Annotated in this window: 24 protein-coding genes and 3 pseudogenes; 21 read left to right on the plus strand and 6 right to left on the minus strand. The window is 65.0% G+C overall.

The genetic code is table 11. From position 1 onward, the window contains the following. Window positions 1-7: 7 nt before the first annotated feature. Entirely contained in the window at window positions 8-139 is a 132-nt protein-coding gene (locus tag Q1B08_RS18520; protein ID WP_366140057.1) for a transposase domain-containing protein, read from the plus strand. Between the two features lie 69 nt (window positions 140-208). Then, window positions 209-355, plus strand: a pseudogene (locus Q1B08_RS18525) (IS3 family transposase); the annotation flags it as partial. A gap of 114 nt (window positions 356-469) precedes the next feature. Here Q1B08_RS18525 and Q1B08_RS18530 read toward each other — a convergent pair. Beyond that, a complete protein-coding gene (locus Q1B08_RS18530) occupies window positions 470-1,177 on the minus strand; it encodes a GntR family transcriptional regulator (protein WP_299822122.1) in 708 nt (235 codons plus the stop codon). A 110-nt stretch (window positions 1,178-1,287) separates the two neighbouring features. On the opposite strand from Q1B08_RS18530, the gene Q1B08_RS18535 reads away from it, so the two are divergent. The 11 genes from Q1B08_RS18535 (at window position 1,288) to Q1B08_RS18585 (ending at window position 14,539) form a co-directional block, all read left to right on the plus strand. After that, the gene (locus tag Q1B08_RS18535; protein WP_299822124.1) at window positions 1,288-2,352 is read left to right on the plus strand and encodes an alcohol dehydrogenase catalytic domain-containing protein; all 1,065 of its coding nucleotides are present in this window, start codon (window positions 1,288-1,290) and stop codon (window positions 2,350-2,352) included. Next, window positions 2,349-3,365: an NAD(P)H-quinone oxidoreductase gene (locus Q1B08_RS18540; protein ID WP_299822126.1), complete on the plus strand. Its 1,017-nt coding sequence runs from the start codon at window positions 2,349-2,351 to the stop codon at window positions 3,363-3,365. The genes Q1B08_RS18535 and Q1B08_RS18540 overlap by 4 nt, the downstream gene beginning before the upstream one ends. Window positions 3,366-3,379: 14 nt before the next feature. Continuing rightward, window positions 3,380-5,122 carry an acetolactate synthase catalytic subunit gene (locus Q1B08_RS18545; protein WP_299822128.1) on the plus strand — a complete coding sequence of 581 codons (1,743 nt, stop codon included), beginning with the start codon at window positions 3,380-3,382 and terminating at the stop codon, window positions 5,120-5,122. A 38-nt stretch (window positions 5,123-5,160) separates the two neighbouring features. Continuing rightward, complete coding sequence (locus Q1B08_RS18550; protein ID WP_299822130.1) at window positions 5,161-6,360, plus strand: ABC transporter substrate-binding protein; 1,200 nt, start codon at window positions 5,161-5,163, stop codon at window positions 6,358-6,360. 75 nt (window positions 6,361-6,435) lie between these two features. After that, window positions 6,436-7,323 carry a branched-chain amino acid ABC transporter permease gene (locus Q1B08_RS18555; RefSeq protein WP_299822132.1) on the plus strand — a complete coding sequence of 296 codons (888 nt, stop codon included), beginning with the start codon at window positions 6,436-6,438 and terminating at the stop codon, window positions 7,321-7,323. Then, complete coding sequence (locus Q1B08_RS18560) at window positions 7,320-9,119, plus strand: branched-chain amino acid ABC transporter ATP-binding protein/permease (protein WP_299822134.1); 1,800 nt, start codon at window positions 7,320-7,322, stop codon at window positions 9,117-9,119. The genes Q1B08_RS18555 and Q1B08_RS18560 overlap by 4 nt, the downstream gene beginning before the upstream one ends. Further along, complete coding sequence (locus Q1B08_RS18565; RefSeq protein WP_299822136.1) at window positions 9,112-9,816, plus strand: ABC transporter ATP-binding protein; 705 nt, start codon at window positions 9,112-9,114, stop codon at window positions 9,814-9,816. Before Q1B08_RS18560 ends, Q1B08_RS18565 begins: the two co-directional genes overlap by 8 nt. A 2-nt stretch (window positions 9,817-9,818) precedes the next feature. Further along, a complete protein-coding gene (fabG, locus tag Q1B08_RS18570; protein ID WP_299822138.1) occupies window positions 9,819-10,628 on the plus strand; it encodes a 3-oxoacyl-ACP reductase FabG in 810 nt (269 codons plus the stop codon). Between the two features lie 16 nt (window positions 10,629-10,644). After that, window positions 10,645-12,084, plus strand: a complete 1,440-nt coding sequence (locus Q1B08_RS18575) for an aldehyde dehydrogenase family protein (RefSeq protein ID WP_299822140.1) — start codon at window positions 10,645-10,647, stop codon at window positions 12,082-12,084. Beyond that, window positions 12,071-12,898, plus strand: a complete 828-nt coding sequence (locus Q1B08_RS18580) for a shikimate dehydrogenase (protein WP_299822142.1) — start codon at window positions 12,071-12,073, stop codon at window positions 12,896-12,898. Before Q1B08_RS18575 ends, Q1B08_RS18580 begins: the two co-directional genes overlap by 14 nt. A 36-nt stretch (window positions 12,899-12,934) precedes the next feature. Continuing rightward, window positions 12,935-14,539, plus strand: coding sequence for a GMC family oxidoreductase N-terminal domain-containing protein (locus tag Q1B08_RS18585; protein ID WP_299822144.1), 1,605 nt, complete (start codon window positions 12,935-12,937; stop codon window positions 14,537-14,539). A 394-nt stretch (window positions 14,540-14,933) separates the two neighbouring features. Here the strand turns inward: Q1B08_RS18585 and Q1B08_RS18590 are convergent, their stop codons facing one another. After that, window positions 14,934-15,539, minus strand: a complete 606-nt coding sequence (locus Q1B08_RS18590; RefSeq protein WP_366140058.1) for an IS110 family transposase — start codon at window positions 15,537-15,539, stop codon at window positions 14,934-14,936. A 12-nt stretch (window positions 15,540-15,551) separates the two neighbouring features. Then, window positions 15,552-15,698, minus strand: coding sequence for a hypothetical protein (locus tag Q1B08_RS18595; RefSeq protein WP_299822146.1), 147 nt, complete (start codon window positions 15,696-15,698; stop codon window positions 15,552-15,554). Window positions 15,699-16,022: 324 nt separating this feature from the next. Here Q1B08_RS18595 and Q1B08_RS18600 point away from each other — a divergent pair, with 324 nt between their 5' ends. The 3 genes and pseudogenes from Q1B08_RS18600 (at window position 16,023) to Q1B08_RS18610 (ending at window position 18,271) form a co-directional block, all read left to right on the plus strand. Then, window positions 16,023-16,202: a hypothetical protein gene (locus tag Q1B08_RS18600; protein ID WP_299822148.1), complete on the plus strand. Its 180-nt coding sequence runs from the start codon at window positions 16,023-16,025 to the stop codon at window positions 16,200-16,202. Continuing rightward, the gene (gene tnpB / locus Q1B08_RS18605; protein ID WP_299822150.1) at window positions 16,199-16,549 is read left to right on the plus strand and encodes an IS66 family insertion sequence element accessory protein TnpB; all 351 of its coding nucleotides are present in this window, start codon (window positions 16,199-16,201) and stop codon (window positions 16,547-16,549) included. The genes Q1B08_RS18600 and tnpB overlap by 4 nt, the downstream gene beginning before the upstream one ends. Before the next feature lie 67 nt (window positions 16,550-16,616). Beyond that, window positions 16,617-18,271: pseudogene (locus tag Q1B08_RS18610) on the plus strand (IS66 family transposase). A 677-nt stretch (window positions 18,272-18,948) separates the two neighbouring features. Here the strand turns inward: Q1B08_RS18610 and Q1B08_RS18615 are convergent. Both Q1B08_RS18615 and Q1B08_RS18620 read right to left on the minus strand, forming a co-directional pair. Next, entirely contained in the window at window positions 18,949-20,103 is a 1,155-nt protein-coding gene (locus Q1B08_RS18615; RefSeq protein ID WP_299822152.1) for an alpha/beta hydrolase, read from the minus strand. Between the two features lie 95 nt (window positions 20,104-20,198). Next, window positions 20,199-21,206, minus strand: coding sequence for an AraC family transcriptional regulator (locus tag Q1B08_RS18620; protein ID WP_299822154.1), 1,008 nt, complete (start codon window positions 21,204-21,206; stop codon window positions 20,199-20,201). Between the two features lie 317 nt (window positions 21,207-21,523). On the opposite strand from Q1B08_RS18620, the gene Q1B08_RS22120 reads away from it, so the two are divergent. Continuing rightward, window positions 21,524-21,901: an AraC family transcriptional regulator gene (locus Q1B08_RS22120; protein ID WP_366140056.1), complete on the plus strand. Its 378-nt coding sequence runs from the start codon at window positions 21,524-21,526 to the stop codon at window positions 21,899-21,901. 91 nt (window positions 21,902-21,992) lie between these two features. On the opposite strand, the gene Q1B08_RS18625 is transcribed toward Q1B08_RS22120, so the two are convergent. Further along, the gene (locus Q1B08_RS18625) at window positions 21,993-23,174 is read right to left on the minus strand and encodes an AraC family transcriptional regulator (RefSeq protein ID WP_299822156.1); all 1,182 of its coding nucleotides are present in this window, start codon (window positions 23,172-23,174) and stop codon (window positions 21,993-21,995) included. A 14-nt stretch (window positions 23,175-23,188) separates the two neighbouring features. Here Q1B08_RS18625 and Q1B08_RS18630 point away from each other — a divergent pair, with 14 nt between their 5' ends. The 4 genes and pseudogenes from Q1B08_RS18630 to Q1B08_RS18645 form a co-directional block, all read left to right on the plus strand. Then, window positions 23,189-23,542, plus strand: a complete 354-nt coding sequence (locus Q1B08_RS18630; protein ID WP_299822158.1) for a helix-turn-helix transcriptional regulator — start codon at window positions 23,189-23,191, stop codon at window positions 23,540-23,542. A gap of 83 nt (window positions 23,543-23,625) precedes the next feature. Beyond that, the gene (locus Q1B08_RS18635) at window positions 23,626-25,146 is read left to right on the plus strand and encodes a DUF1254 domain-containing protein (RefSeq protein WP_299822160.1); all 1,521 of its coding nucleotides are present in this window, start codon (window positions 23,626-23,628) and stop codon (window positions 25,144-25,146) included. A gap of 147 nt (window positions 25,147-25,293) precedes the next feature. Continuing rightward, window positions 25,294-26,106 carry a transporter gene (locus Q1B08_RS18640; protein ID WP_299822162.1) on the plus strand — a complete coding sequence of 271 codons (813 nt, stop codon included), beginning with the start codon at window positions 25,294-25,296 and terminating at the stop codon, window positions 26,104-26,106. 287 nt (window positions 26,107-26,393) lie between these two features. Beyond that, window positions 26,394-26,705: pseudogene (locus tag Q1B08_RS18645) on the plus strand (ISNCY family transposase); the annotation flags it as partial. Window positions 26,706-26,891: the final 186 nt, after the last annotated feature.

The raw sequence follows: 26,891 nt of genomic DNA on the forward strand, positions 1-26,891 counted from the left end.
CACCCTGATCGAGACCGCCAAGCTGAATGGTGTGGACCCGCAGGGATGGCTTGCCGATACCCTCGCCCGCATCCCGGATTACAAGATCACCCGCGTCGATGATCTGCTGCCGTGGAATTGGTCACTCCACGCAGGCTGACCGGACGCTTACCGATCAAGGAGGGTGAGGTTCAGAGCCGATCCGGGGGATCGGCGACGGCTGAACGCCAAGCGTTACCACTACGGCAGCCACGACCAGCTCCGCACCCATCTCGCCGACTTCCTCGCAGCCTACAACTTCGCTCGCAGGCTGAAGACGCTCGGCGGCCTCACGCCCTATGAATACATCTGCAAGATCTGAACGTCAGAGCCTTAAGGATTCATCCTCTACCCGATCCACCAAATGCCGGGACTGAACACCTAGGAGGCGAGCAAAAGGACAATCGTGCGACTGGAGATCACTTCTTCGATGATTGTAGTACCGCAGACGTTAGCTTCGACGAACGTGATCGAGCAATCCCCGGCCTCCCATCTCAATGTCATACTGAATACCCCCACGGGCGGCGTCCTCGTCTCCGCGCCGCAATGCCTCGATAATCCGAATGTGGGGATGGGGATCCCAATCGGCAGGAACGCCGGCATCGTAGAGGTGGGACAGAATGGGGCCGCAACGGACCCAGAGCCCCTCCACGATCTCTCTCGTGATCGGAAGATGGGCCGCGCCGCAGAGGGCAAGGTGGAACTCAGTATTCAGATGGACGGCGTCCTCGAAGCTCTTGCAAGCATGGCACTCGGATATCCTCTCCTGGAGGGATTCAAGTTGACCGATCTCCTTGGAGGTGGCGTAGCGGGCGGCTGAGGCCGCCGAGTTCCCCTCAAGGTCCATCCGGATTGCGCGGATCTCGAGCAGTTGGGCCAAGGTCAGTTTGGGAACGATCACAGTTCCGCGCCCATCGATCACCAGTGCCTTCTCGACGACGAGGCGAAGCAGGGCCTCCCGCATCGGGGTCATGGAGATTCTAAACTTCTCCGACATCGGGCGTAGCCGCATCCGTTCCCCAGGTGGAAGTTTGCCTCGCATCAAAGCGCTGCGAATCGACGCATAAGCCTGTTCGGCAAGGCTCTCTTTCTCTACCGGCTTCGCCCAATCCCCTGATCCCGCACGGCTATCTATGTCTTTTCGAAGCTCACTTGACATGGTTCGTTAATCCTCGCCATTCTCGTTATAACAAATATCAAATAACGGTCTGGAGGGGTAGGCCGGACCGCGACGATGCTCTGGCGAGCATGAAGGGAGTGGGGAGGATCATGGCCAATCTTGCGCTTCGCAAGACGGAGCCCGCATTCGGGGTGGACCTGGTTGAGATCTTCGCGTCCGGGAGCCTTGCTCCCGATGAGGTGGAGATCGAGGTCCTGGCGGCAGGAATCTGCGGCAGTGACCTGCACGCCTATGCATGGGACAAAGGCTACGAGTTCATGCGGCCGCTGCTGCCGGTGACGATTGGACACGAATTCTGCGGAACCGTCCGGACCCTGGGCAGCGCTGTCGCCGGCACCGGATCCGTCGCGGTTGGCGATCGTGTGGTCTGCTGGCCGACGGTGCCTTGCGGTGACTGCAATGCCTGCCGGGAGGGCGAACCGCTGGCCTGCGAGGTGCGGCGCATCATCGGATTGCATCGCGATGGAGGGTTCTGTTCCCGAGTGCGGGTGCCCGCCGCGAACTGCTTGTCCGTCCCGCCCGGAATGCCGCCGGACGTTGCCGCCTTGGCCGAACCGCTCGCCATCGCGATCCACGCTGCCGAACTTGCCGGGCTCAAGGCGGGATCGCGGGTAGTCGTTCTGGGTCCCGGGCCGATTGGGTTGGCCGTGGCCTGGATCGCTGCTCAGGAGGGCGCGCGGGTATTGCTGGTGGGGCTCGACGACCCCCATCGGCTGAAGCTGGCGCGCGACATGGGTATCGAGAATGTCGCAGACCTGTCGGACGGCTCCCTGGTCGATCATGTCCAGGCCGCCTTCGGCAGGAACGTCGACCGCGTGATAGAGGCAACGGGCGCCCCGGCATCGGTGGAGGACGGGCTGCTTGTCCTGCGACCCCGGGGGATCCTCGTCGCGGCGGGGATCCATTCGGGACAATGCTCCATCGATCTGGCCGACCTCGTGCGTGGCAAGAAGCAGATCCGGGGCGCCCACGACACAACTGAACGTGCCTTCCGCCGAGCGATCGACCTGCTCGATCGGAAGGGGGGCGCGCTTGGTCAGCTGATCAGCCATCGCCTCCCATTGCGGGACGCACTGCGCGGCTTCGAACTCGCGCGTGGTAAGGCCGCCATGAAGATCATTCTCTATCCGAACGGAAGCCCGGGGGAAACATGACCATCAAGATGCGCGCCGTCGTCGCGGAAGGAGCCGGCGGACCAGACGTCCTCCGCGTCGTCGAGAGGCCGCGGCCGGAGCCTAGGCCGGGCCAGATCCTGGTACGGGTTCACGCCGCCGGCGTGAACCGTCCAGATGTCATGCAGCGGCAGGGGAACTACCCGCCGCCGCCGGGGGCAAGCGAGGTCTTCGGACTGGAGCTGGCCGGGGAGGTCGAGGCCGTGGGGTCCGACGATACCGGCTTCGCCGAAGGCGACCGGGTCATGGCGCTGGTGCATTCCGGCGCCTACGCGGACTGGGCCGTGGTCGATGCGCCCACCGCGATCCGGGTGCCCGACGGCTTGAAGATGGTCGCGGCGGGAGCCGTGCCGGAGACGTTCTTCACCGTATGGAGCAACGTCTTCGAACGCGCCGCGCTGCAGGAAGGTGAGACGCTCCTCGTCCATGGCGGAACCTCGGGGATCGGCACGACCGCGCTCCTGCTCGCCAAGGCACGGGGGTCGCGGGTGATCGTCACAGCGGGGTCGGAGGCCAAGTGCGCCGCCGCCCGCGACCTCGGCGCAGACCACGCGGTCAACTACAGGGAGGCAGACTTCGTCACCGAGGTCCGGGCACTGACCGAAGGAGCAGGGCCGGACGTGATCCTGGACATGGTCGGCGGACCTTACGTCCAGCGCAATCTCGACCTGATCGCGACGGATGGCCGGATCGCCCAGATCGCTTTCCAGCAGGGCAGCCGCGCGGATCTGGATCTGCAGCCCCTCCTGATGAAGCGGGTGACCCTGACCGGGTCCACCCTGAGAGCCCGCCCAGTCGCGATGAAGGCGAAACTGGCGCGGGCGCTTGAGGACCACGTGGTGCCGCTTCTGGCGGAAGGGACAGTGCGCCCGCCGATCGATTCCGTCTTCCCGCTGGAGGAGGTCGCGCGTGCCCATGCGCGGATGGATTCGAGCGAACACGTGGGAAAGATCGTCCTCGACATGCAGCCACAGGGCCGGGGGCCGACACCGTGACAAGAGGAACGCGCATGGACGCTGCGAGAGAGATCGACAGCGGGGCGACGGAGGGCAACCGCACCGGAGCGCAGGTAATGGCTGCGGCCCTAGCGCGCCACGGGGTGACCGAGATCTTCGGCCAGTCCCTGCCTTCGGCGCTCATCCTGGCGGCCCCCGACCACGGCATCCGCCAGATCGGTTACCGGACGGAGAACGGCGGCGCGGCGATGGCTGACGCCTACGCCCGGTTGAGCGGACGGGTTCCGGTCGTGACCGCCCAGAACGGGCCTGCCGCGACGCTGCTGGTCCCCGGGCTGGGCGAGGCCTTCAAGGCCTCGATCCCGGTCGTCGCGATCGTTCAGGACGTACATCGCAAGTTCACCGACAAGAACGCCTTCCAGGAGCTGGACCATTTCGCGCTCTTCGACGGGGTGTCGAAATGGGTGCGTCGGGTCAACGATGTGGAGCGGATCGACGACTACGTGGACATGGCCTTCACCGCCGCGGCCTCGGGCCGGGGCGGACCAGCGGTGCTGATGGTCCCCGTGGACGTACTTGACGAACGGCCTGTGGTTCCGGCTGCGCCGCGGCGGCAAATCTCGCTGGGAGCTTTCCCGCTAGACCGCAGTGTCGCCGATCCCGAACGTGTCGCGGAGGCCGCGCGCCTCTTGGCGCAGGCGGAGCGCCCGGTGGTGATCGCCGGCGGGGGTGTCCATTCCTCGGGCGCGGTCGCGGCTCTGGGGCTGTTGCAAGAGAAGGGCTTCCCGGTGGCGACCACCGTGATGGGCAAGGGCGCGGTGTCCGAGACCCATCCGCTATCGGTCGGCGTGGCGGGGTATTTCATGGCACCGGGCGGCCGCGCCTCACATCAGCGGGCACTGATTACCGACGCCGACGTGGTGCTTCTGGTCGGCAACCGCACGAACCAGAACGGCACAGACAGCTGGCAACTCTATCCACGCGATGCACGATATATACATATCGACATCGACGGCGCGGAGATCGGCCGCAACTACGAGGCGGTGCGCCTGCTGGGGGACGCAAGGCTGACGCTGGAGGCACTGGCTGACGCGCTGGATGCGGCAGACCTCTCTGCCATCGAGGCACGCCGGGCCGAGCTGGAACGGCGCATCGCCGAGGGCCGCGAGGCTTACGAGGCCGATCTCGACCGACTGATCGACTGGGAGGCCGCACCCTGCCGACCCGAGCGGCTGATGCGCGATCTGGGCGGCGCCTTGCCTGAGAATGCGGTGGTGGTCGCCGATGCGAGCTATTCCTCGATCTGGGTCGCGAACGGGCTGGTGGCACGCCGGGCCGGGCAGCGCTTCGTAACCCCGCGCGGGCTGGCAGGGCTCGGGTGGGGGCTGCCCTTCGCCCTGGGCGCGAAAGCGGCGCGCCCCGAGGCGCCGGTGGTCTGCGTCACCGGTGACGGTGGGTTCGGCCATGTCTGGGGCGAGCTGGAGACGGCGCAGCGAATGGGCCTTCCGGTCGTCGTAATCGTGCTGAACAACCAGATCCTCGGCTACCAGAAACATGCCGAGCTGAGCCTTTTCGGAGCTCATACCGACGTCGTGCATTTCCGGCCGGTGGACCACGCGGCCATCGCCCGCGCGGTCGGCTGCGAGGGGGTCCGGGTCGAGCGACCGGGGGATTTCCTGCCGGCGCTGAAGTCGGCCCTGTCCTTCGACGGCACTACCGTCATCGACGTGCTGACCGACGAGAAGGCGCATCCACCGATCACCAGCTTCGAGGGCAAGGAGGCCCTCGACTACTAAGGCCCCTCGGGGGTCCGCAACGTTTTGGGAGAAGCTACATGAGACTGTCATCCATAATGGCCACGGCCGCCACCGCCGCCCTGATCGCCGGGTCGGCCACCGCCGACGTGAAGTTCGGCGCGCTCTATCCGTTTAGTGGCCAGCTCGCCCTTCTGGGCGAGGAAAGTGCGCGGGGTGTGGAGATCGCCGTCGAGGAGGTTAACGCCAATGGCGGCGTTCAGGGCGAGGAGGTCACCCTGGTGCGCGGCGACGCGGTGGACAACAACCAGGCCATCGGCGAGGCCCGGCGCCTGATCGCCCGGGAAGGGGTCAAGGCGATCCTGGGGACCTATTCCTCGTCGCGCTCCATTGCCGCCAGCCAGGTCGCGGAGCTGTCCGGGATCCCGTATTTCGAGCTCGGGGCCGTGGCCGACGAGGTGACAGGCCGTGACCTGCAATACCTCTACCGCACCAATCCCACAGCCGAGGACATGGGGCGCATGTCGGTCCAGATGATCGTGGACGAGATCGCACCGGCGCTGGACAAGGACCCCTCCGAGGTCCGTGTCGGGATCATCCACGAGGATTCCAGCTATGGAACCTCGGTCGCGGGCCACCAGGAGCGCTTCGGCGAGGAGGCCGGGCTGCAGATCGCCACGGTTCAGGGCTATCCCGCCTCGACGGTGGACATGTCCTCCCTGGTCCTCGACCTGCAGGGGCGCGACGTGGACGTGGTGATGCAGACCTCATACCAGAACGACTCGGTGCTGTTCCTGCAGCAAGCTAATGAATCGGGCTTCAAGCCCGCCGCGATCATCGGCGGCGGTGGCGGCTATTCGATGGTTCCGACCGCCGAGGCGGTGGGCACGGATGTCATCGAGGGCGTGTTGGACGTGGACTTCACCCAGTACACGGTCGATCCCGCCTATGCGCCCGGCATGGAGGATTTCGTCGAGACCTACCGCGAGAAATACGGCGAGGAGCCCCGTTCGGGCCATTCCCTGAACAATTATGTCGGTGCCATGGCCATCTTCGCGGCGATCGACGGGGCGGAGAGCTTCGAGGCTGACGCCATCGTCGAGGCGGTCGAGCAGATCGACATCCCCGAGGGCGAGACCGCGGCCGGATACGGCATCCAGTTCGGCGAGAACAACCAGAACGAGCGCGCGAAAATGATGGGCATGCAGTGGCAGGACGGCAAGCTCCTCACCGTCTATCCCGCCGAGGCGGCCACCTCGGAGATGAGGATCGGCAAGTAAGGCGTCCCGCGCCGGGCCCGGATCGCGGGTGGCGCCACCCCGCGATCCACTCTTCCCTCTTCCGACGGAGCCGTCATGCAGACCTTTCTTCAGATCATCGCCAACGGTCTGATGCTCGGGGGACTCTTCGCCATCGTCGCGGTGGGGCTGACCCTGATCTTCGGGATCGTCAAGGTCGTCAACTTCGCCCATGGCGAGTTCCTCATGGTAGGCATGTACCTGACCTACCTGCTGACCTCCGGGCTCGGCGTGCATCCCTATGCCACAGCCGTAGCGGTCATACCGATCCTGTTCGTCCTCGGCGCGGTGACGCAGAGGCTGCTGATCCAGCCGCTGATGCATGCCAGGGACGAGCATATCCAGATTTTCGCGACGGTGGGGCTCTCGACGGCCCTCATCAACCTCGCGCTCCTGATCTTCGGCGCGGACATCGCTAATACGCCGAACTACGGCGTACGCTCGCAGATCCAGATCGGGTCGGTGCGCATCCTCGAGGGGCAGCTGTGGATCTTCCTCGCTGCGATCCTGCTGGTGATCGGGCTCCAGCTGTTCCTGGCGCGGACCAATACCGGCCGGGCGATCCGGGCGACCGCCCAGAACCGGGCCGCCGCCCGGCTGATGGGCATCAACGATCGGTTCATCTACGTGCTCACCTTCGGTATCGGCGCGGCCTGCGTCGGCTTCGGATCGGCCCTGATCGCGCCGCTCTATCCGACCTCTCCGACCATTGGCACCTACTTCGTCCTGATCGCCTTCGTCATCGTCGTGCTGGGCGGGCTGGGGTCGATCCCGGGGGCCTTCTTCGGGGCGCTCATCATCGGCCTCGTCGATGCGCTGTCGGGCTTCTACATCGGCTCCGACCTGCGCGAGGCCGTCGTCTTCGGGATCTTCCTCGTGATCCTCATCCTGAAACCGTCGGGTCTCTTCGGAACCCGCGTAAGCCAAGCGCACGTATCACCATGACCGACACGACCCTGAATTCCGCCGCACCGACCCGGATCGGCCGGCATCGTCTGGGACTGATCGCGCTGGCGCTTGTCTTGGCCGCGCTCTTCGCGATCCCCGTCGCGATCGGCGACGAGTTCGTCTATCACATCTTCATCACGATCTGCATCTTCGCCGCGCTGTCGACCGCGTGGAACATCGTGGGCGGCTATGCCGGGCAGCTGTCGCTCGGCCACGCGATCTTCTATGGGATCGGCGCCTATGCCGGGGTGATCCTCGTCAACATGGGGATCTCGCCCTGGATCGGCATGTTTGCCGGGGCGACCGTCGCCGTGGTCGCGGCGGTCGTCGTCAGCTATCCCTGCTTCCGGCTGCATGGGCCGTTTTTCGCGCTGGCGACGATCGCGTTCCTAGAAGTGTTCCGCGTCCTCGCGCTGCACTTCCGCGAACTGACGGGCGGGGCGACGGGCCTGATGATCCCGCTCAAGATCGGCTGGGAATGGATGGTGTTCCGCGAACGCCTACCCGCCCTCATCATCGCTTTCGGAATGCTTCTGGTCTGCCTCGGTGTGGCTTGGGCGATCCGGTCACGCCGGCTCGGCTTCCACCTGGTCGCGACGCGGGAACGGGAATCGGCGGCCCGGGCCGCGGGGGTAGACACGGTCAAGGTGCGGCTGATCGCGGTCGCCGTCTCGGCGGCCCTGTCGGCGATGGTCGGCACGTTCCACGCCATGTACCTGACCTTCATCGAGCCAGCCTCGATGTTCTCGCTCCAGCTGTCGATCCAGATTGCGATGTTCGCCCTGATCGGGGGGATCGGGACCGTCTGGGGGCCGCTCCTCGGGGCGGTCCTGCTGGTGCCGATCACGGAGTTCGCGCGCGGCGCGCTCGGCGCGGAGGCCATCGGCCTGCACGGCTTCGTCTACGGCGTGGTCCTGATGCTGGTGGTTCTGTTCATGCCTAACGGGATCATGGGCGTGCTGGCGCGTTTCGCCTCGGGCCGCAAAGAGGCCGCGGGGGACGAGCCCGACACCCATATCGCCGCCGTCACCCGGTCCGACGCCGCGCCCCGGATCGGCGATCCCGTGCTACGCGTGGAGGGTCTGCAGAAGCATTTCGGTGGCCTGCACGTCACCAACGATGTCAGCTTCACCCTGCGCGAGGGGGAGATCCTGGGTCTGATCGGTCCCAACGGGGCCGGCAAGACCACCGTGTTCAACATGCTCTCCGGTTTCCTGAAGCCCGACCGGGGCAGCGTCACCCTCCTCGGCACCGACGGGGCGTGGCACGAGCCCGGCAATCCGGGGGACTTCGCGGCGCTCGGGGTGGGACGGACCTTCCAGATCGTGCAGCCCTTCGCGGCGATGACGGTGGAGGAGAACATCATGGTGGGGGCGTTCCACCGCTACCACACCGTCTCCGACGCGCGTGAGGCGGCGCGGGAGACCGCCCACCGGATGGGCCTCGGCCGGTATCTGCATGACGAAGCCAACAGCCTCACGGTCGGCGGGCTGAAGCGACTGGAGGTCGCCCGCGTCATGGCGATGAAGCCGCGCATCCTGCTCCTCGACGAGGTCATGGCCGGCATCAACCGCACCGACGTGAAGCGCGCTGTCGACCTGATGTTGTCGATCCGCGAGACCGGGGTCAGCATCATCGCCATCGAGCACGTGATGCAGGCCGTCATGGCACTGTCCGATTGGGTGATCGTGCTCAGTTCGGGTGAGATCATCGCCCAGGGCAATCCGCAGGAGGTGGTGCGCGATCCCCACGTGATCGAGGCCTATCTGGGCAAGGAGTTCGCCGGTGCTTGAAGTCCGGAACGTGGACGCGGGCTACGGCTCGACGGTCATCCTGCAGGACGTCTCGCTGCGGGTCGAGGAGGGCGAGGTGGTCACTATCGTCGGCGCTAACGGCGCCGGCAAGACCACCACCCTCAGGACCATCTCGGGCCTGGTCACGCCCAAGACCGGCGGCGTGTTCTTCGAGGGGGAGGAGATCTCGAAACTGCAGCCGCACGCCGTGGTGGATCGCGGAATCACCCTGATCCCGGAGGGTCGGCAGCTCTTTCCCGACATGAGCGTGCGCGAGAACCTCTTGATGGGGGCGCATCGTCGCGATGCCCGCGGGGTCCGGTCGGAGACGCTGGATGAGGTCCTGGGCCTGTTCCCGCGGCTCGGCGAACGGCTCGACCAGCATGCCTCCTCGCTGTCGGGGGGCGAGCAGCAGATGGTGGCGATCGCCCGGGGCATGATGGCCCGGCCGCGCCTTTTGATGTTCGACGAGCCGTCGCTCGGTCTCGCGCCGATCATCGTGGAGCAGGTCTTCGACGTGATCTCCAAGGTGGCGGCCTCGGGCATGACCGTGCTGATCGTGGAGCAGAACGTCTGGCACACGCTCAAGGCCGCCGACCGTGGCTACGTCCTCGAGAACGGCGAGATGGTGCTCGACGACGCGGCCGATGCGCTGCTCGAGAACGATCATGTCCGCCAAGCTTATCTGGGAATCTGACCATGCAACTCGCAGATGACGACGATCACCGCCACGCCACCCGCGACAGCCATGCCGGCCGGCGCGTCCTGGTGACCGGCGCGGCGCGCGGGATCGGCCGTGCCATCGCCGAGGCCTTCGTCCGCCGCGGCGCGACCGTGGGCGTGCTGGACCTGTCGGAGGACGACGTGGCGGAGGCCGTCGCCGCCTTCGAGGGCATTCACCCCGGTGGTGCGATCGGCCTGTCCGCAGATGTGAGCGACTACGCGGCGCTTGCCACCGCGCTCAAGGACGCGGCTGCGCAAACGGGGGGCGCTTTCGACACCGTGGTGAACAATGCCGGCGTCTCGCCCAAGCACATGGGCGCGGCGCATCGCGTCTGGGAGATGGACCCCGCCGAATGGAGTAGGGTCGTGGACGTGAACCTCACCGGTCACTTCAACACGATCCGCGCCCTCAGCCCAGCGATGCGAGAGGCGGGGCGCGGCTGGATCGTCAACACCTCCTCGGTGGCGGGAAAGACCTATTCCCCAATCGTGGCCTGCCACTACGCGGCGACGAAATCGGCGATCATCGGCTTCACCAAGCACCTGGCCGCCGAACTAGGCCCGTTCGGAATCCGGGTGAACGCCGTAGCGCCGGGGCGGATCGAGACGCCCATGGTAGCCGGCGTGGCGCCCGAGATCAACGCGGCCCAAGTGGAGATGACCCCCATGGGCCGTCTGGGACAGCCCGCCGAGGTGGCGGATGCCGCACTCTGGCTGACCTCCTCGGAGGCCAGCTTCGTGACCGGACAGACGATCGACGTCGCCGGTGGACTCTACATGACCTGACAGGCGGCGAGCGACCATGCATTACGACAATATCATCGGCGGAGATGCCGCGCCGGGCGACGGCTCGGTCGAGAACATCAATCCCTCCGACACCCGTGACGTGATCGGCACCTTTGCGCGGGCGCGGCCCGAGGACGTGGACTCCGCGGTCGCGGCCGCGCGCGCCGCGCTGCCGCGCTGGTGCGCGAGCCTGCCAGGCGAGCGGCATGACATTCTCAGACGCGCCTCTGACGAGGTTCTCGCCCGCAAGGACGAACTTGGCCGCGCTCTGGCGCGCGAGGAGGGCAAAACCCTCGCCGAAGGGGTGGGCGAGGCGGTTCGAGCAGGTCAGGTCCTCGCCTTCTTCGCCGGCGAGGCCCTGCGCCAAGCAGGGGAACTCGTGCCCTCGGTCCGGCCGGGGGTGGAGGTGGCTGTCACCCGCGAGCCCGTGGGCGTCGTGGGGATCGTCACGCCCTGGAACTTTCCCATCGCCATTCCCGCCTGGAAGATCGCGCCGGCGCTGGCCTGGGGCAACGCGGTTGTGTTCAAGCCGGCTGAGCTGGCGCCCCATTCGGCTTGGCTCCTGGTCGAGATCCTGAACCGCGCGGGCTTGCCGGACGGCGTTCTCAACCTCGTCATGGGGCAGGGCCGCCAAGTCGGGCAGGCCATGGTCAACCATCCCGGCATCGAGGCGATCTCCTTTACCGGATCGGTGGCGACAGGACGCGGCATCGCCGCGGGCTGCGTCGCCGCGACTCCGATGAAGAAGGTACAGCTTGAGATGGGCGGTAAGAACCCCTTCGTCGTTCTCGACGACGCCGACCTCGACACGGCGGTGGAGGCCGCGGTGCATGGAGCCTTCTTCTCCACGGGGCAACGTTGCACGGCCTCCTCCCGGCTGATCGTGACGGAGGGTATCCACGACCGCTTCGTGGCAGCGATGCGCGACCGGATCGCTGCCATGCGTATCGGGAATGCCCTGGATCCGGAGACACAAATCGGACCCGTCGTGGACGAAAGGCAGCTCGCGACTGACGAGGAATATCTCGCGATCGGCCGCGGCGAGGGGGCCACCCTCGCCCACGGTGGCCGCCGGCTCGAGCGCGACGCCCCCGGCTTCTACCTCGAACCAGCCCTGTTCACCGAGGTGCGGAACGACATGCGGATCGCGCGAGAGGAGATCTTCGGCCCGGTCGCGGCGGTCATCCGCGTGAGGAACTACGAGGAGGCCTTGGACGTAGCCAACGACACCGAGTTCGGCCTCTCGGCGGGGATCGCCACCACCAGCCTCAAGCACGCCACTCATTTCCGCCGCCACGCCCAAGCGGGTATGGTGATGGTCAACTTGCCGACCGCCGGGGTCGACTACCACGTGCCCTTCGGCGGGCGGAAGGCCTCCAGCTACGGCCCGCGCGAGCAGGGCGTCCTTGCCCGCGAGTTCTATACCATCGTGAAGACCGCCTATGTCGCATCCTGATATTGCCTTCGGCTCGCGCGTTACTGGACGGACCCGCCTCTACGGCATCCTGGCTGACCCGATCGGGCACGTGAAGACACCTCAGGTCATGCATGCGCTGTTCCACGACCGCGGCGTGGACGGCGTGCTGGTCCCGATGCATGTCGCACCGGAGGATCTGTCCCGCACACTCGACGGTCTGCGCGGCTTGCAGAACTTCGGCGGCTTCATCGCCACGGTTCCCCACAAGGGCGAAATGCCCGATTTGTGCGACGAGATCACGGAGGAGGCCGCCCGGATCGGCGCGGTGAACTGCGTCCGCCGGGAGACCGACGGACGAATGGTCGGGACCATGCTGGACGGGATCGGCTTCGTCGAGGGACTGCGCGGCGCGGGGATCGACGTCGCCGGGCGCCGCGTCCTACTGGCAGGGGCGGGGGGCGCGGCCAGCGCGATCGCCTTCGCTCTGGCCGGAGGCGATGCGGGGCGGCTGACGATCGCCAACCGGACGGTGGACCGCGCGCGCGCTCTCGCGGACCGGATCGCGACGCATTACCCGGGCCTGCCGGTCGTCGCGGTGGGATCCGACGAGGGCGCGGGGGAACACGATCTGGTGGTCAACGCGACCTCGCTCGGCATGCGCCCGGACGACCCCCTTCCGGTCGATCCCGAAACGCTGGGCCCCGGACAGGTTGTCGCCGAGGTAATCATGGACCCGGCAGAGACCCCGCTTCTCGCGACCGCACGATCCAGGGGATGCCGCGTCCATGCTGGATTGCCGATGCTCGAAAAGCAGATCGAGCTGATGGCCCGCCACATGGGGGCGATCTCGTGACCGGCGGCCGGCGACCTGGGCGGGGAGGCGGTCACGATGCCTGAAACGGCCGAATACGTCATCGTGGGGGGAGGGACGGCCGGGTGCGTCCTTGCCAACAGGCTGAGCGCCGACCCCGCGAACCGTGTAATCCTGATCGAGGCGGGAGAGCGGGCGCGAAGCCCCTGGACGGTCATTCCGGCAGGCTTTTACAAACTGCTGACCAATCCCCGGTTCAACTGGATGTTCACCTCCGACCCGGAGCCGGGCACGATGGACCGCCCGATCGCGATCCCGCGCGGCAAGGGACTGGGCGGATCCACCCTGATCAACGGCATGATCTATGTCCGAGGCCAGCGCCTCGACTACGACGGCTGGGCGCAAAGGGGCTGCACGGGCTGGAGCTTCGACGACGTGGCGCCTCTGTTCCGCCGCGTGGAGAGCTACGCCGATGCCGATCCCGACGGGCTGCGGGGTCGCGACGGGCCGCTTCCTGTCACCGAGGTCGCCGAACGTCCGCAGATCGGCGAGGCGTTTCTGGCCGCGGCCAGGTCGGCCGGGCACAGCCTGAACCCTGACTACAATGGCCGGGGGCAGGAGGGCTTCGGCTATTACCAGGTCAACCAGAGGGACGGCCGGCGGGTCAGCGCGGCGGCGGCCTATCTCGATCCCGTTCGGCACCGGCCCAACCTGCGGATCGAGACCGGTGCGCGGGTCCGGCACATCCTGGTCGAGAACGGACGCGCGACCGGCGTCACCGTCGCCCGCGACGGCCGCCCCGACGAGACCATCGCCGCAGCCCGCGAGGTCCTGCTCTGTGCCGGGGCCGTGCAGACGCCGCACCTTCTGGAACTGAGCGGCATCGGTGACGCTACGCGCCTAGCCGATCTCGGGATCACCCCGGTGCAGGACCTGCCGCAGGTCGGAGAAAACTATTCCGACCATTTTTGCACCCGCCTTAACTGGCGCGTCAGCCGCCCCGAGACCCTCAACGAGCTCGGCCGCGGCCTGCCCCTCCTGCGGGAGGTGATCCGCTACGGGCTGGGACGGCGCGGCATCCTGACTTTCGGGACCGGCCTCGCCTACGGCTTCGTGCGCACGCGCGAGGACCTGGCCGGCCCCGACATCCAGTTCTTCTTCATGCATGCGAGCTATGCCAACGCCGCCGAGCGCAAGCTGGAATCCGAACCGGGAATGACCCTCGGGGTGACCCAGCTCAGACCCCAGTCGCGCGGCAGCATCCATGCCCGGTCGCCCCGGCTGTATGACCCGCCCGCGATCCGGCCGAACTTCCTCGACGCAGCCGAAGATCGCATGACCATGATCGCGGGCATGCGCGAGGGGCGCCGCATCGTTGAGCAGCCTCCGCTGGACGGTTGGCGGGTGGCCGAGATGTCTCCGGGGCCGGATTGTGACACCGACGACGACTGGCTGCGCTTCGCCCGATCAAACGGACAGACGATCTACCATGCCGCGGGCACCTGTCGGATGGGGACGGATCCGGACGCGGTGGTCGATCCGCGACTGCGGGTCAACGGCGTTGCGGGCCTGCGGGTGGTGGACGCCTCGATCATGCCGACACAGGTTTCGGGCAACATCCAGGCCGCCGTCTTCATGATCGCCGAGAAGGGCGCGGACATGATCCTGGGCCGCGATGTTTGAGGCCATGGCCAGCGGGACAGGGGACCCGCCGACCGCTCTCGGTGCCCCGGACCTGGATGCCCGTGCGCGGTTCCGGGCCGATCTCGCGCCGCCGGAATGTGCGGGCGGCGTCCGTGTGTGGATGCCCCCTGTTTGGCAAGCATGATCTTCGGTTCGTTGGCGGGGGCTTCGATCGGACGTGTGTCAGGCCTCTGAGCGTGGCCTTCGATGACGCCACGGGTGGGTCACGCTGTTCGGATGGCTGGGTTCACATCGGTTCAGAGAGCCGCAAGCGCTCGAGCCCCGGGTCTGAATGTCCCTGCCATGAACGCGCGCGTCCGTGTCGCCTACTCCTCGTCGATCGCTTGCCCCGGCCTTGCGGCCATGTCGTGCCATTGCCCCTTTGGGGCGCAGGTCACGCCATCCTGTAATCCTCTTGCTTCGTGGACACGGCCCAGATCATCCGCGCCATCTTGTTCGCGAGTGCCACGGCCGCGACCATCTTCGGCTTTCGCGCCACGAGGGCGGCGAGCCATCGGTTCGGGCTGCCGCCCTTCCTCGCCACCCACCGGATCACGCTCATCGCGCCGACGATGAGCAACCGCCGGATGTCGGCCTGACCCATCTTGCTAACGGCTCCGAGTTTGGCCTTCCCGCCTGTAGATCGTTGCCGGGGCACGAGGCCCAGCCACGCCGCGAAGTTCCGCCCGCTGCCGAATGTGTCGAGGTCAGGCGCGAAGGCGGCCACGGCGCCGGCGGTCACCGGGCCGATCCCGGGGATGGTGCTGAAGCGCTCGAGATCCGTATCCGTCTTCGAGGCCGCTTCCAATTCGTTCGCCAGCCGCGCGATCACCGCCGTGAGCTGCGCGATCTGGTCCAGACAGATCGTGCCCATCTCGCGAACGGGATCGGGTAGATCGGCGGCCTCATCGACGAGCGCGTTCTCCAGCAGCCGCAGACTGGCCGGCCCTTTCGGCGCGACCAACCCGAACTCGGACAGATGTCCACGCAGAGCGTTGATCGGCTACGTTCTCTACCGCACAAGGCACTGATGCGTGCGGAACGCGACCGCATGGCCCCGGGTCGCGGCGCTCTTCACCGCGACGAACCGCATCGTCGGGCGCATCGCCGCCTCCGCGATGGCCTCGGCGTCCGCGCGGTCATTCTTTCGGCGCTTCACGAACGGCTTCACGTAAGCCGCCGGTACCAGTCGAACGTCATGGCCTTGTACTTGGCAAGCATCCGGCGGGACTGCCTGACAGGTTTCTGGCGGCAGTGATACGTCCGCCCTTATGGCCGCTCTTACGTTCAGACCCGGGATTGAAGTTCTTTCCGCGGCGGATGGCGTGCGGCGCCGGCACTGGAGCGATGCGGACAAGCTGCGGATCGTGGAGGAGAGCTTCGTCGGGCATCGCCAGGCCAGCGCCACGGGATTTCCCGGTCCTTGTTGACGACATGGCGGCGGCAATTTCGCGGTGGTGAACTCCGGGCAATGCGCACGCCGATGTTCACGCCGGTCGCGATTGCTGCGGCGACGCCGGCATCGGCCATCGAGGCGTCTCGGGCGTCGAGCCCGGAGAACAGGTTTGAGATCGTTCTGGGGAACGGGCGGCGCCTCGTGGTGCCAATCGACGTGGACCCGGAGGCGCTGGCGCGGCTGCTTCCGGTTATCGACGGCCGATGATCGCTTTTCCGGCGGGCGTGCGCGTTTGGATCGCCGGCGGGGTGACGGACATGCGGCGCGGCATGAACACATTGGCGTTGCAGGTCCAGCAGGGTCTCGGACGCGATCCCCATGCCGGCGAGGTCTTCTGCTTTCGCGGGCGTAAGGGCGACCTGGTCAAGCTGCTCTGGCACGACGGGGTCGGCATGCCGCTCTATATCAAGCGGCTTGAGGCGGGGAAGTTCATCTGGCCGGCAGGCGGGAGTGGCGAGGCTGTGCAAATCTCCTCGGCCCAGCTCGGGTATCTCCTGAAGGGGATTGACTGGCACAATCCGCGCTGGACGCAACGCCCTGCGAAAGCGGGATAAATCGCCTTCATCGACCTCGTTTTCATGGGCATCGCGGGGTCCGCGTGACAGGTTTCGGGCATGCTTGATGGTGCCTTCCGAGATCGTCAAGTTGCGCGCCGCGCTCGCGGCCTCGGAAGCCCGTGCCGAGGCGGCCGAGAGCGAGCTGGCGCAGGCTCGGGCGGTGGTCTCGACCGCCGAGGCGATGATCAAGCACCTCCGGCTCGAGATCGCCAGGCTGCGGCGGGAGCAGTATGGCCACAGCTCGGAACGCCGCGCGCGTCTGATCGACCAGATGGAGTTGCAGCTCGAAGAACTCGAGGCCGCCGCGACCGAGGACGAGATCGCCGCGGAGACGGCGATGAAGACCACGCCGGTTGCGGGGTTCGAGCGCCGCCGTCCGGCCCGGAAGCCCTTCCCGGAGCACCTGCCGCGCGAGCGCGTGGTGCTCGAGGCGCCGATGGCGTGTTCGTGCTGCGGATCGGATCGCATCGTGAAGATGGGGGAGGATATCACCGAGACGCTGGAGGTCGTTCCGCGACAGTGGAAGGTGATCCAGACCGTCCGCGAGAAGTTCACTTGCCGGGCTTGCGAGAAAATCAGCCAACCGTCTGCGCCGTTCCACGCAACGCCGCGCGGATGGGCTGGCCCGAACTTGCTGGCGATGATGCTTTTCGAGAAGTTCGGCCAGCATCAGCCCCTGAACCGGCAGGCCGAGCGCTACGCCCGGGAGGGTGTCGATCTCAGCCTCTCGACCCTGGCCGACCAGGTTGGCGCCTGCGCCGCCGCGCTTACGCCTGTTCACGCGCTGATACGCGACCACGTCCTCCGCGCCGGGCGGCTGCACGGGGACGACGCCGCGGTGTCGCTGCTGGCGAAGGGCGGAACGCGCACGGCGCGGCTGTGGGCCTACGTCCGCGACGATAGGCCCTTCGCCGGAGGAGCGCCGCCCGCAGCCCTGTTCGACTTCTTCCGCGACCGGGAGATGGCCCATCCCAACCGGCACCTCTCGGGCTGGCAGGGCGTCCTCCAGGCCCCTCTCATGGTTTGCAAGCAAACCATCGCTGGGCAATGGATGCCTATGACGGATACAACGATCTCTACCGCGGCGATCGCGATCCCGGGCCGGTCATCAGCGCGCTGTGCTGGAGCCATGCCCGCCGGAAGTTCTTCGAACTCGCCGACATCAAGGAGAAGGTCCGCAAACGGAAGCCGGCACACGACACCTCGCCCGTCGCGCTGGAGGCCGTAAGCCGGATCGACGCGATCTTCGACGTGGAGCGCAGCCTAGATGGAATGGAGGCCATGGCGCGGCCCGAAGCGCGGCAGCGCCTTGTCCGGCCGCTGGTCGACGAGTTTCACGACTGGATGCGCACCGAGCAGGGCTCGATGTCGAGGCACAATCCCGTCGCCAAGCCGATCGCCTACATGGTCAAGGACGACCGGTGGGAAGCCTTCGCCCGCTTTCTCGACGACGGCCGGATCTGCCTGACGAACAACGCGGCGAGAGCCCTGCGCGGCGCGGCCCTCGGACGGAAGTCATGGCTGTTCGCCGGCTCCGAACGTGGCGGCGCGCGTGCCGCCTTCATATATTCCCTGATCGTCACCGCCAAGATGAACGACATCGATCCCCCGGCCTGGCTGGCCGACGTTCTCGGCCGACTGCCCGATACGGTCGCCTCGCAGGTGCCGAACCTGCTCCCGTGGAACTGGCAGCTCTCAACGCATCGCCAAGCCGCCTGACCGCGGACTGCGCCGGATGCCTACGACGAACACGAGCTGGTGCGGCTCTGCGCGCATCCACGGCAGCCTGTACCGAACCCAGTCCCGCCGGGCCCGGCGGATCGCACCACGCCGGGTCTCGGTGGCAATCAGCGACTTTTTCGAACCTGAACCCCCTGCGGCGCAGGGCTCGGCTGAGCGAGGCGGGCGCAACCTGCACCCCGCTCGCATCCTCAAGCGCCCGAGCCGACCCGGGTATCGTGATGTCCTCGTTGGCTTCAACCTTCTCGCGCAGCAAGCCTCGGTGAGGACCGCGCTTGCCAGTCCCCCTGGCGGACGTCCTGCCTGGGCGGGAGCAATCGCTTCTTCTGCCTTGACCTTGCGCGCCAAGTGGATGCCAGCGGAGGCTGAGATCATCAGCCGATCCGCCGCGGCGCGCCCGCTCATCCCCTCCCCGATCAGCTAGGCGAACCGGCGCCGGACGTCGATAATGGTGCAGGCATGGCAAGATCCTCCCACAAAGCGTGAATCACGCCAAAGCAGAACTGCATAGCCCCGAGTCCACGAAAGCGTCCGGCGTTTTAAAAGGATTTTATCCCGAACCTCTTTTCGCTAACAGCCTCACTGCGCTCTCCCAGGAAGTCTATATGGCCGCGCGAGCGCGTTCTGCCTTTGCGCGCGATCTCTGTTGGCGTCTCTTACCGGCCAGTAAGCGGCTCGAGGACAACGCCGGTGCCTGTCTGGAGAATGGCGACGCTGCCGCCGATGACGCCCGGTCCCTTGCCTGCCTCGAAGATATCGAGGCCCGCCGCGTCGAGCTTGCGAACGAAGTCGATGAGCTCCGGCGAAGTGCCGGCCTTGAAGTGACCCGTCATATCCTCGCTATGGATGCTCGAAAGGTCGATGATCGCAACGTCGAGACCGCCCAGATCCGTCTGGCTTCGGATCGAGCCGAGTCGGCTCTGCTCGCCTCGCAACCGTGCGGAAAAGCGCAGCGCTCGATCCCCGCGCGAGACCAGGACGTAAATCGGTACACCGCGGGCGAGCACCGGCTCGGCCTGCTTGCGGAAAACGTCGATCTCGATGTCAGGCGAGATCAACACAACGGCGCCGATCTTATCAAAGACGCGGTCGTGTCCGACCCGCGCCATCAGGCGCAGCGTATCCATTAGCAGAAACGTACCCATCGAATGCGCCGTCAGGTTGAAGCTTGTCGCGTCCGACCGGCCCAAGGCAGCGATCGTGGTCTCAAGCGCGTCACGCGAGAAAAGCGCGCTCTCGCGGTCAGCGACGTAGGCCCGGGTGCGCGCCGCCGATGGCCATGAGAAATGCACCGATGCGCCATGACGCGCGAGATCATTTTGCAACTGCGCCTGCCTGTAGAGCCCTTCGGCGAAGTTGGTATTAAACCCATGCACAAAAAGGATCGCTTTGCGGCTGCCGCTCGGATCGACGGCAAGTGTCTGGTTTATCGCGTTGACGAATGCACCTTCGTCGGGAAGCTGATCGACCGAAGCAACGAGGAAATCGGTCGCCGGATCGAGCTCGTCGCGACCTGGGAAGGTGACTGTCCCGAACTCGCGCTGCGGTGGCACCGAGATGTCGAAACGGGCAAAGCTCGGTCTGTCCGAACGGGCAGAGGTGTAAAGCGGCAGTGTGTTGATAGGCTGTCGGGCTGTGCTGACAAGGACGGTCTCGACAGTTCCGACCGGAGCCGTGGCAGGCAGAAAGCCGATTTCCCCATGCGATCCGCAGGAGATCAGCGCGAACGACACGCACGACGCCCTCGCTAGCGTCGCGATCGCGGGGGCGCAGGAACGCACCATCGGCATCGATAGGGCAGGAAAGGACATCGGCACCTCCTACCCAGATTGGTAGGGCGGGCCGGCGACGCGACTTTCCCTTGTGCGCCACCTTCGCGCGGAACCGCTACTGGTCTTTATTACCTCTATGGAGTGTTTCGAAAGGCACGGGGTGTGGCCCCGGTCCAGCGACGAACCGCGCGGGTAAGCGCCGATTGCGAGGAATAACCGAGGATGGCCGATATCTCTCCAAAGGTCGATCCATTCCGGTCAGAGAGCTTTCTGAGGGCAATTTCACGCCGGATGTCTGCCAAGAGCGCCTTGAAGCTCGTGCCCTCCGCGCCGAGCCGTCGTTGCAGGCTTCGAACGCTCATGCCCGACGCTGCCGCCAGTTGATCTATCGTCGCGGTGTCGTCCTCGAGTAAGACCGACATGACGATGCGGGCCGAATAGGTGAGGGTTCCGTCGCCCCGAAGCGGCATCCAGTCCTCGGGGGGCGGACGGATCGGGAGATTTCGCGTCACCGCCGGGAACGGACGATCGGCTACTGCCGGCGGGATTGCGAGAAGCAGGCCGCTTGTCCGGGAAGGGGCGAGATGAGGGCCGAGCCAGGGCCGAAGATGATCGAGACCGAAATCGGGATGAGGGGTCAGTTCAACCCGGGCGAAAGTCGATTCGTGCCTGCCGGCCATAACGCATATCGACCGGATCAGGGTGGCGACATATTGTTGAGCGATGTGCCGTGTTTCAGCGTCGAGGGGTAGCGTCAGGGACTCCCGGAGAATCAGATAGCCGGCCTCCTCTCTGACGGCGAAAACTTCGTGCGTGTTGTGATAAGGCGCGAGGTATTCGATGCGCTTCATGGCCTCGCGCGGGGTGGCTGATCCCAGCACGAGGCGTCCAAAGGTGCCGAGTTCCATGACGCTCGTTTCCGATACCACGCGGCAACCGATGTCGGGGCCTTCGCGGCGCTGTAGGTCGCGACAGAAAGCCCCTGCCGCGATGACCGAAACGGGCTGCTCGACCGGAAAATACGGCAACGAGGCGAGGCCCACGGCCCTCAGAATGGCATCCAGATCAACCCGGTTCCACTGCGCCCAACGCAGAAACGGCACCAATGCCGCGGAACGTATCAAGGGAATTGTCTGCGCCATACCGGCTCTCGTTCGAATGCGGATCGCCCTTTGCTCCGGCAGCGACTTCCGAATTGGCGCGGTTCGAAAGGTAGTCAGCCTCATCCAGCAGACTTCTTGGAGCACACTGAAGACCGATCGATAACCTGAGTGTATCTCACGGGGTCCGATTTCACTACGATAATTGTCAACGGCGCGCAGAGTTTTCTCGGCCGTCGGCGATCAGCAGGAATCGGGACCGTCTGCGCCAGTCGCGCAGGAGTGGACAGATCCCCGATCCAGGACGGTATGGCGCTTACTGTGAAGTGAGCGACCTTGTTCGAGAGCATGATCCTGTCATGCAACCGGGTCTACAGGCGCGAAGGCAAAACTACGCCGCCGATGATATTGGCGATCAAGTCCGCGCATCTCTCGCCCTGAGTTTCAAAAACGGCCCGCCGACCATTGGGGTCCTGGCCGCAGAACTCGGAATCAGCGTTCGAACGCTACAGCGACGTCTCACCGAAAGCGGCAACAGCTTCACGGCGCTACTCGACGAGCGGCGGCGCGCCGAGGCGCTTCAATTCCTCGCTGCCGAAGGCGGGCCAATCGCGGATCTCGCGCAACGTCTGGGCTACAGCGGGCAGTCTGCCCTGACGCGTGCCGTTCACCGGTGGACGGGGAAGTCTCCGCGCAGGTGGCGCGCGTCGATTGGCGGAAAGCGGCAAGTTCGATAGCTGACCGAGCTATGACAGCCGTTAGATGTTCAGTCCCGGCATCTGGCGCGCCGTGCGACAATGCCTCGCCACACCAGCTTCCGACCGAAGATCATTGTGTTCCCGCCTCATCCAATTCGTACTGATCCATAGTTCGTCCGGAATGGCGATCTGATTTCAGGCCGTGGTGACGATACTGCGATGGCGTAACGCCTGTGAACTGGCGAAAGGCGCGGGTGAAATGCTGCGGACTCTCGTAGCCCGCCGTCATTGCAACATCGATGACCTTCATGTCAGGATTACCGAGATGGGTGCAGGCAAGCTCGAAGCGCGCTTCCCAAAGGATCTTCGAGAAAGAACTTCCACAAAACTTGAGCCGTCGCTGCAATGTCCGCCTGCTCACCTCCGCCAGCTCGGCGGCGACGGCGACATCGATGTGTCCTCCGTTCAGGTAGGGCTGGATCAGCATTCGCATCAGGTTGACGAATTCCCAAGCGTCGGGCTGATTACCCTGAGCTGCATCCGATGCCAAAGAGGCTGACAGATCAGAGGTCGAGGCGGCCGAGCCGAACGCCAGACGGGCCAGATCCGCGCGGCCGACCACGATGGATGTGCACGGCTGCCCGACCAGGACGCGGGCATTGGGAAACGCCGCGTAAACGGCCTCGGCTGGACGGCACGATGAGACGAAGCCCAACTCGCTCGGACTCCACAATGGCCCCGCCACGCTGCGGACGACCGAAATGACAGCATGCAGGACCAGCCACTCGCCAATGCAGATGAAAGGATGGCGTTCCAGACCAGCCATGTTGCAGATCACCCGTACATTGTCCGCCTCCTGACGGACGTGCATCACAAGAACGCTGTCCTCGACCCGACAAAGTGCGGCAACAGTCTCCAGACGCTTCAGGCCGGTCTGCGCCCCCATGATGGCGGAATACATGGCGGGGTGCATCGACGACATGGAAGCTTTTTGTGCGGCAAGCAGTCCGAGTTCCATGGGTTCGCAGTCATGCCCGGTTCGTGCGATCCATTCCATCGCCACGGGGATGCTGACGTAAAGGTCCGGCGTCTCCTCTATGCATGGCGGCAGTCGCGACCTTGCGAGTTCGCGATCCACCGAAGCGCCGATGTCGCGCAGAACCGAAATGTAGTTGTTCAGATGGATCGCCCTGGTGAGCGCAGGCCTGGTTTCCACATGAGTACCTTCAATATCGTCATTAGGAAATGTGGCGCCAAATGGGCTGATCCTGAAATAGACAATTCGTACGATAGCGGCATAAGGCGCCGTCAATCAAGGTTGTATCCGTGGCTCATCACAGGAAAGCTTCCGAGGCGGGGATCGCAGAGGTCCGGTCAGTCATTGCCGGGCTGGCCCTCGCTGGCACGATCTCGCTGGGATCCGCAGCGCGACAGCTAGAGACCAGCCCGCGAACGCTTCAGCGCAGATTGTGCAAGCGGGGCATGAGCTTCCGGTTGCTGGTCGAGCAGAGCCGGTTCGAGATCGCCGGGGCCCTGCTGCGGGAGACGGACCTGAGGGTCCAGGAGATCGCCACCAGATTTGGCTACGGCACGCCAAGCGCCTTCACCCGCGCCTTTACGCGATGGGCAGGCCGTTCGCCGACCGAGTACAGGAAAGCACGAGCAGACCGCGACCACTGAGTGCAAGAATGGCGCAATATGGGCAGAACGAGCAGACCTCGACCAGTACCGTGGCAGATACGGTCCGGACATGGAGGATAGAGATGAAACTCTCGAAGAGATTGCTTTGCGGCGTCGCTGCGATGACGCTGATCGGCACGGTCGGAGCATTTGCCGAGGCGCCGAAGTTCAAGATGACCACGCCCATACCCGAGGCGATCGAGACACCTGATACCCTGAACACCAGGATCGGAGAATTGAAATTCTTCGACGGCTACCCGGACGATGCAACGGCAGAAAAGCTTTACGACAATCTGGATTTCATGCGTGGCGTCGATGCATTTCTCAATGCCATGCCCGGCGCGTCGGTCGAGGCCCTGCGGGTGGGATTGGCCACTCAGGGCGCCGACAACAACCAAACGATCCTGCTGTTCGAGAACCTGATGGACTCGCGCTCGCTCTTCCTGACGCCCAACACGGAAACCGTTTACAACCTGATGTGGCTGGACACGTCGGATGGTCCGTTGGTCTTCGAGACTCCGCCCAATGTTCTGGGCATCGTCGACGATCACTGGTTCCAGTTCGTCGGCGATTTCGGCAATGCCGGCCAGGACCAGGGCAAGGGCGGCAAGTATCTCCTGTTGCCGCCAGGCTACGACGACGAGATACCCGAAGGGTATTTCGTGCTGCGGCCGGGAACCTATGGAAACCTGGTTTTCTGGCGCGGCTTCCTCGACGAGGATGCCAGCCCTGCGACAGCGATCGAGAACACCAGGAATTTTGCCAAGGTCTACCTGCTTTCTGAAGCGGACAACCCGCCGCCGATGAATATCGTCAATGTGTCGGGCAACGAGTTCAATACCATTCACGCCAACGACTTCCATTTCTACGAGGAGGTCAACGACATCGTTCAATACGAGCCGTCCGATTCGTATCATCCGGAAGTGCTGGGCCAACTCGCGGCCATCGGCATCGAGAAGGGCAAACCGTTCCAGCCCGACGAGCGCATGAAGAAGATTCTCACGGAAGCCGCTTCCGTCGGCAACGCGACAGCGCGCACGATCACGTTCAGACCTCGAATGGCGGATGCCTATTATTACCCCGACGGCACCTGGTACACCGGCTTTGTCGGCGGAAGCTACGAATTCCTGTCGCAGCCCGGCGTTCGAAATCTCGATGCGCGAACCCTGTTTCATTACTATGCGACAGGGATCACGCCAGCCATGGCGCTGAAGCGCGTGGGCGTCGGTTCTCAATACGCCCTCGCCACGACCGACAAGGATGGCCAGCCATTCGACGGCGGCAAAACCTACAAGGTGACTCTGCCCCCGGACATCCCGGCAGGAAGCTTCTGGTCGTTCGTCGTCTACGACAACCAGACCCGGGCATTGTTGCAGACAGATCAGCAGTTCCCCAGCATGGGCAGCAAGAACGGGGGAATGGTCCCCAACCCTGATACCTCGGTCGATGTCTGGTTCGGCCCGACTGCGCCAGCGGGCCATGAGGGCAACTGGATTCAGACCATCCCGGGAAAGGGCTGGAACGTCGTTCTACGCCTTTATGAGCCGAAACAATCCTGGTTCGACAAGAGCTGGCGACCGGGTGATATCGAATTGGTCAACTGAATCGGCAGGCTGCGGGGGAACAAGATACAGGCCGACCTCTCCCACAGCCGGCCGTTTTTCGAAGATGCAATAGTGCCCGTTTCGGGCCGCCGCGGGGCGGATGCCATAACCCGATTGCCAACGCGGCAATCCGAGGATCAACTCGACATGAAACACCTGACACCCCTCTGCCTCCTGGGCGCGCTCGCCGTCCTTACAATGCCGTCCGGCGCGGCTGCGCAGGGCGCCGCCCCGGAGGGCGCGGACCTCGCCAAACAGCTCTCTAACCCGATCTCGTCCCTGATCAGCGTTCCGCTGCAGTACAATTCCAACGACGGGTACCGCGGCGGTTCGGGCCGGCAAAGCTTCATCAACATCCAGCCGGTGATCCCGTTTTCCATCAGCCCGAACTGGAACGTGATCTCGCGTACGATCATCCCGCTGGTCGATCAGGACGATCTCCGCCCTGGCTCGGGTTCGGAAAGCGGCTTGGGCAACGTCACGCAAAGCTTCTTCGTCTCGCCGAAGGAACCGACGCCCGGCGGTCTGATCTGGGGGGTCGGGCCTGTCATCCAGATTCCGGTTGGCAGCGACGACATCGCTCCCGACCAATGGGGGGCGGGGCTCACCGGGGTCGCCCTGAATCAATCCGGGCCTTGGACGGTCGGCGGGCTCGCTAACCATGTCTGGTCGATCGGCGAAAGCGACGAGTTCGGCGATCAATCGGCGACATTTCTCCAGCCGTTCGTTTCCTACACGACCCCCAGGGCAACCTCCTTCACTTTGAACACCGAAAGCTCCTATGACTGGAAGAGCGAGGAGTGGTCAGTTCCGATCAACTTCGTCGTATCTCAGGTCGTTAAGCTCGGCGACCAGCCGATCCAGTTGGGCGTGGGCGCAAGATACTGGGCCGATTCGCCCCAAGGTGGGCCGGATGACTGGGGGCTACGCGGGCAGGTGACATTTCTCTTCCCAAAGTAACGATCGCCGGTGTCGTTCACCATAAAAATTACAATGGTGAGGAAAACAGAATGCACAGGGTGAGCGCTACATGAAGTGCAACTTTCCGTTGTTGCGACTGTAGGATTGTCGCCCTCCGATCTGCATCATCTTTTCAGCGAAGACCTCTGCGAGCGTGTGCCATCCGAGGCATTTGCGCGGGGTGGCCGATCATGCGGTCGGTGATGGTTCGGATGTCGGCATGGGTGAGCTGGCGCATGTCGATCCCGTAAGGGGAGGTGGCGGCGGACAGGGGCAGCGACTTCGAGGCATTCTACAGCGACAAGCACACGGTGTTTCGTGTCGCCAGACAGGCAGCGAGAACAGGTCACGGCATGACGCAGTTCGGTCATGCCCTGAACGAGCCGAACGTCGGGATCCTGTGCGCGAACAGCTCCCGGGCCAGGGGCCGTGTCGAGCGTGCGAACCGGACGCTGCAGGATCGCCCGGTCAAGGAACTGCGGCTCGCGGGCATCTGCGGCATCGCAGCGGCGAACGCGTTCCTTCCCGGCTTCAGGGATCGCCACAACGCCCGCTTCGCCAAGGTGCCGCGCCGGCCTGACAACCTGCACCGGGCGCTGAATATCGAACCCGTTCGCAAGGGTTAGCGGATCAACAGCGCCTTATAATACAATCATGGTTTATTTAACATAATATATATTGTAAAATGAAAGTTAAACTGTCGCGCCCATTCTATTCTGGCTTGCGACATGTCTCCGATCCTTCTGACGGATTGGGAGGAAGCACGATGGCGCATGTGGAGCTCG

Origin of the sequence: uncultured Jannaschia sp. (genome assembly GCF_947494025.1) — a bacterium.
Lineage (GTDB): Bacteria > Pseudomonadota > Alphaproteobacteria > Rhodobacterales > Rhodobacteraceae > Jannaschia.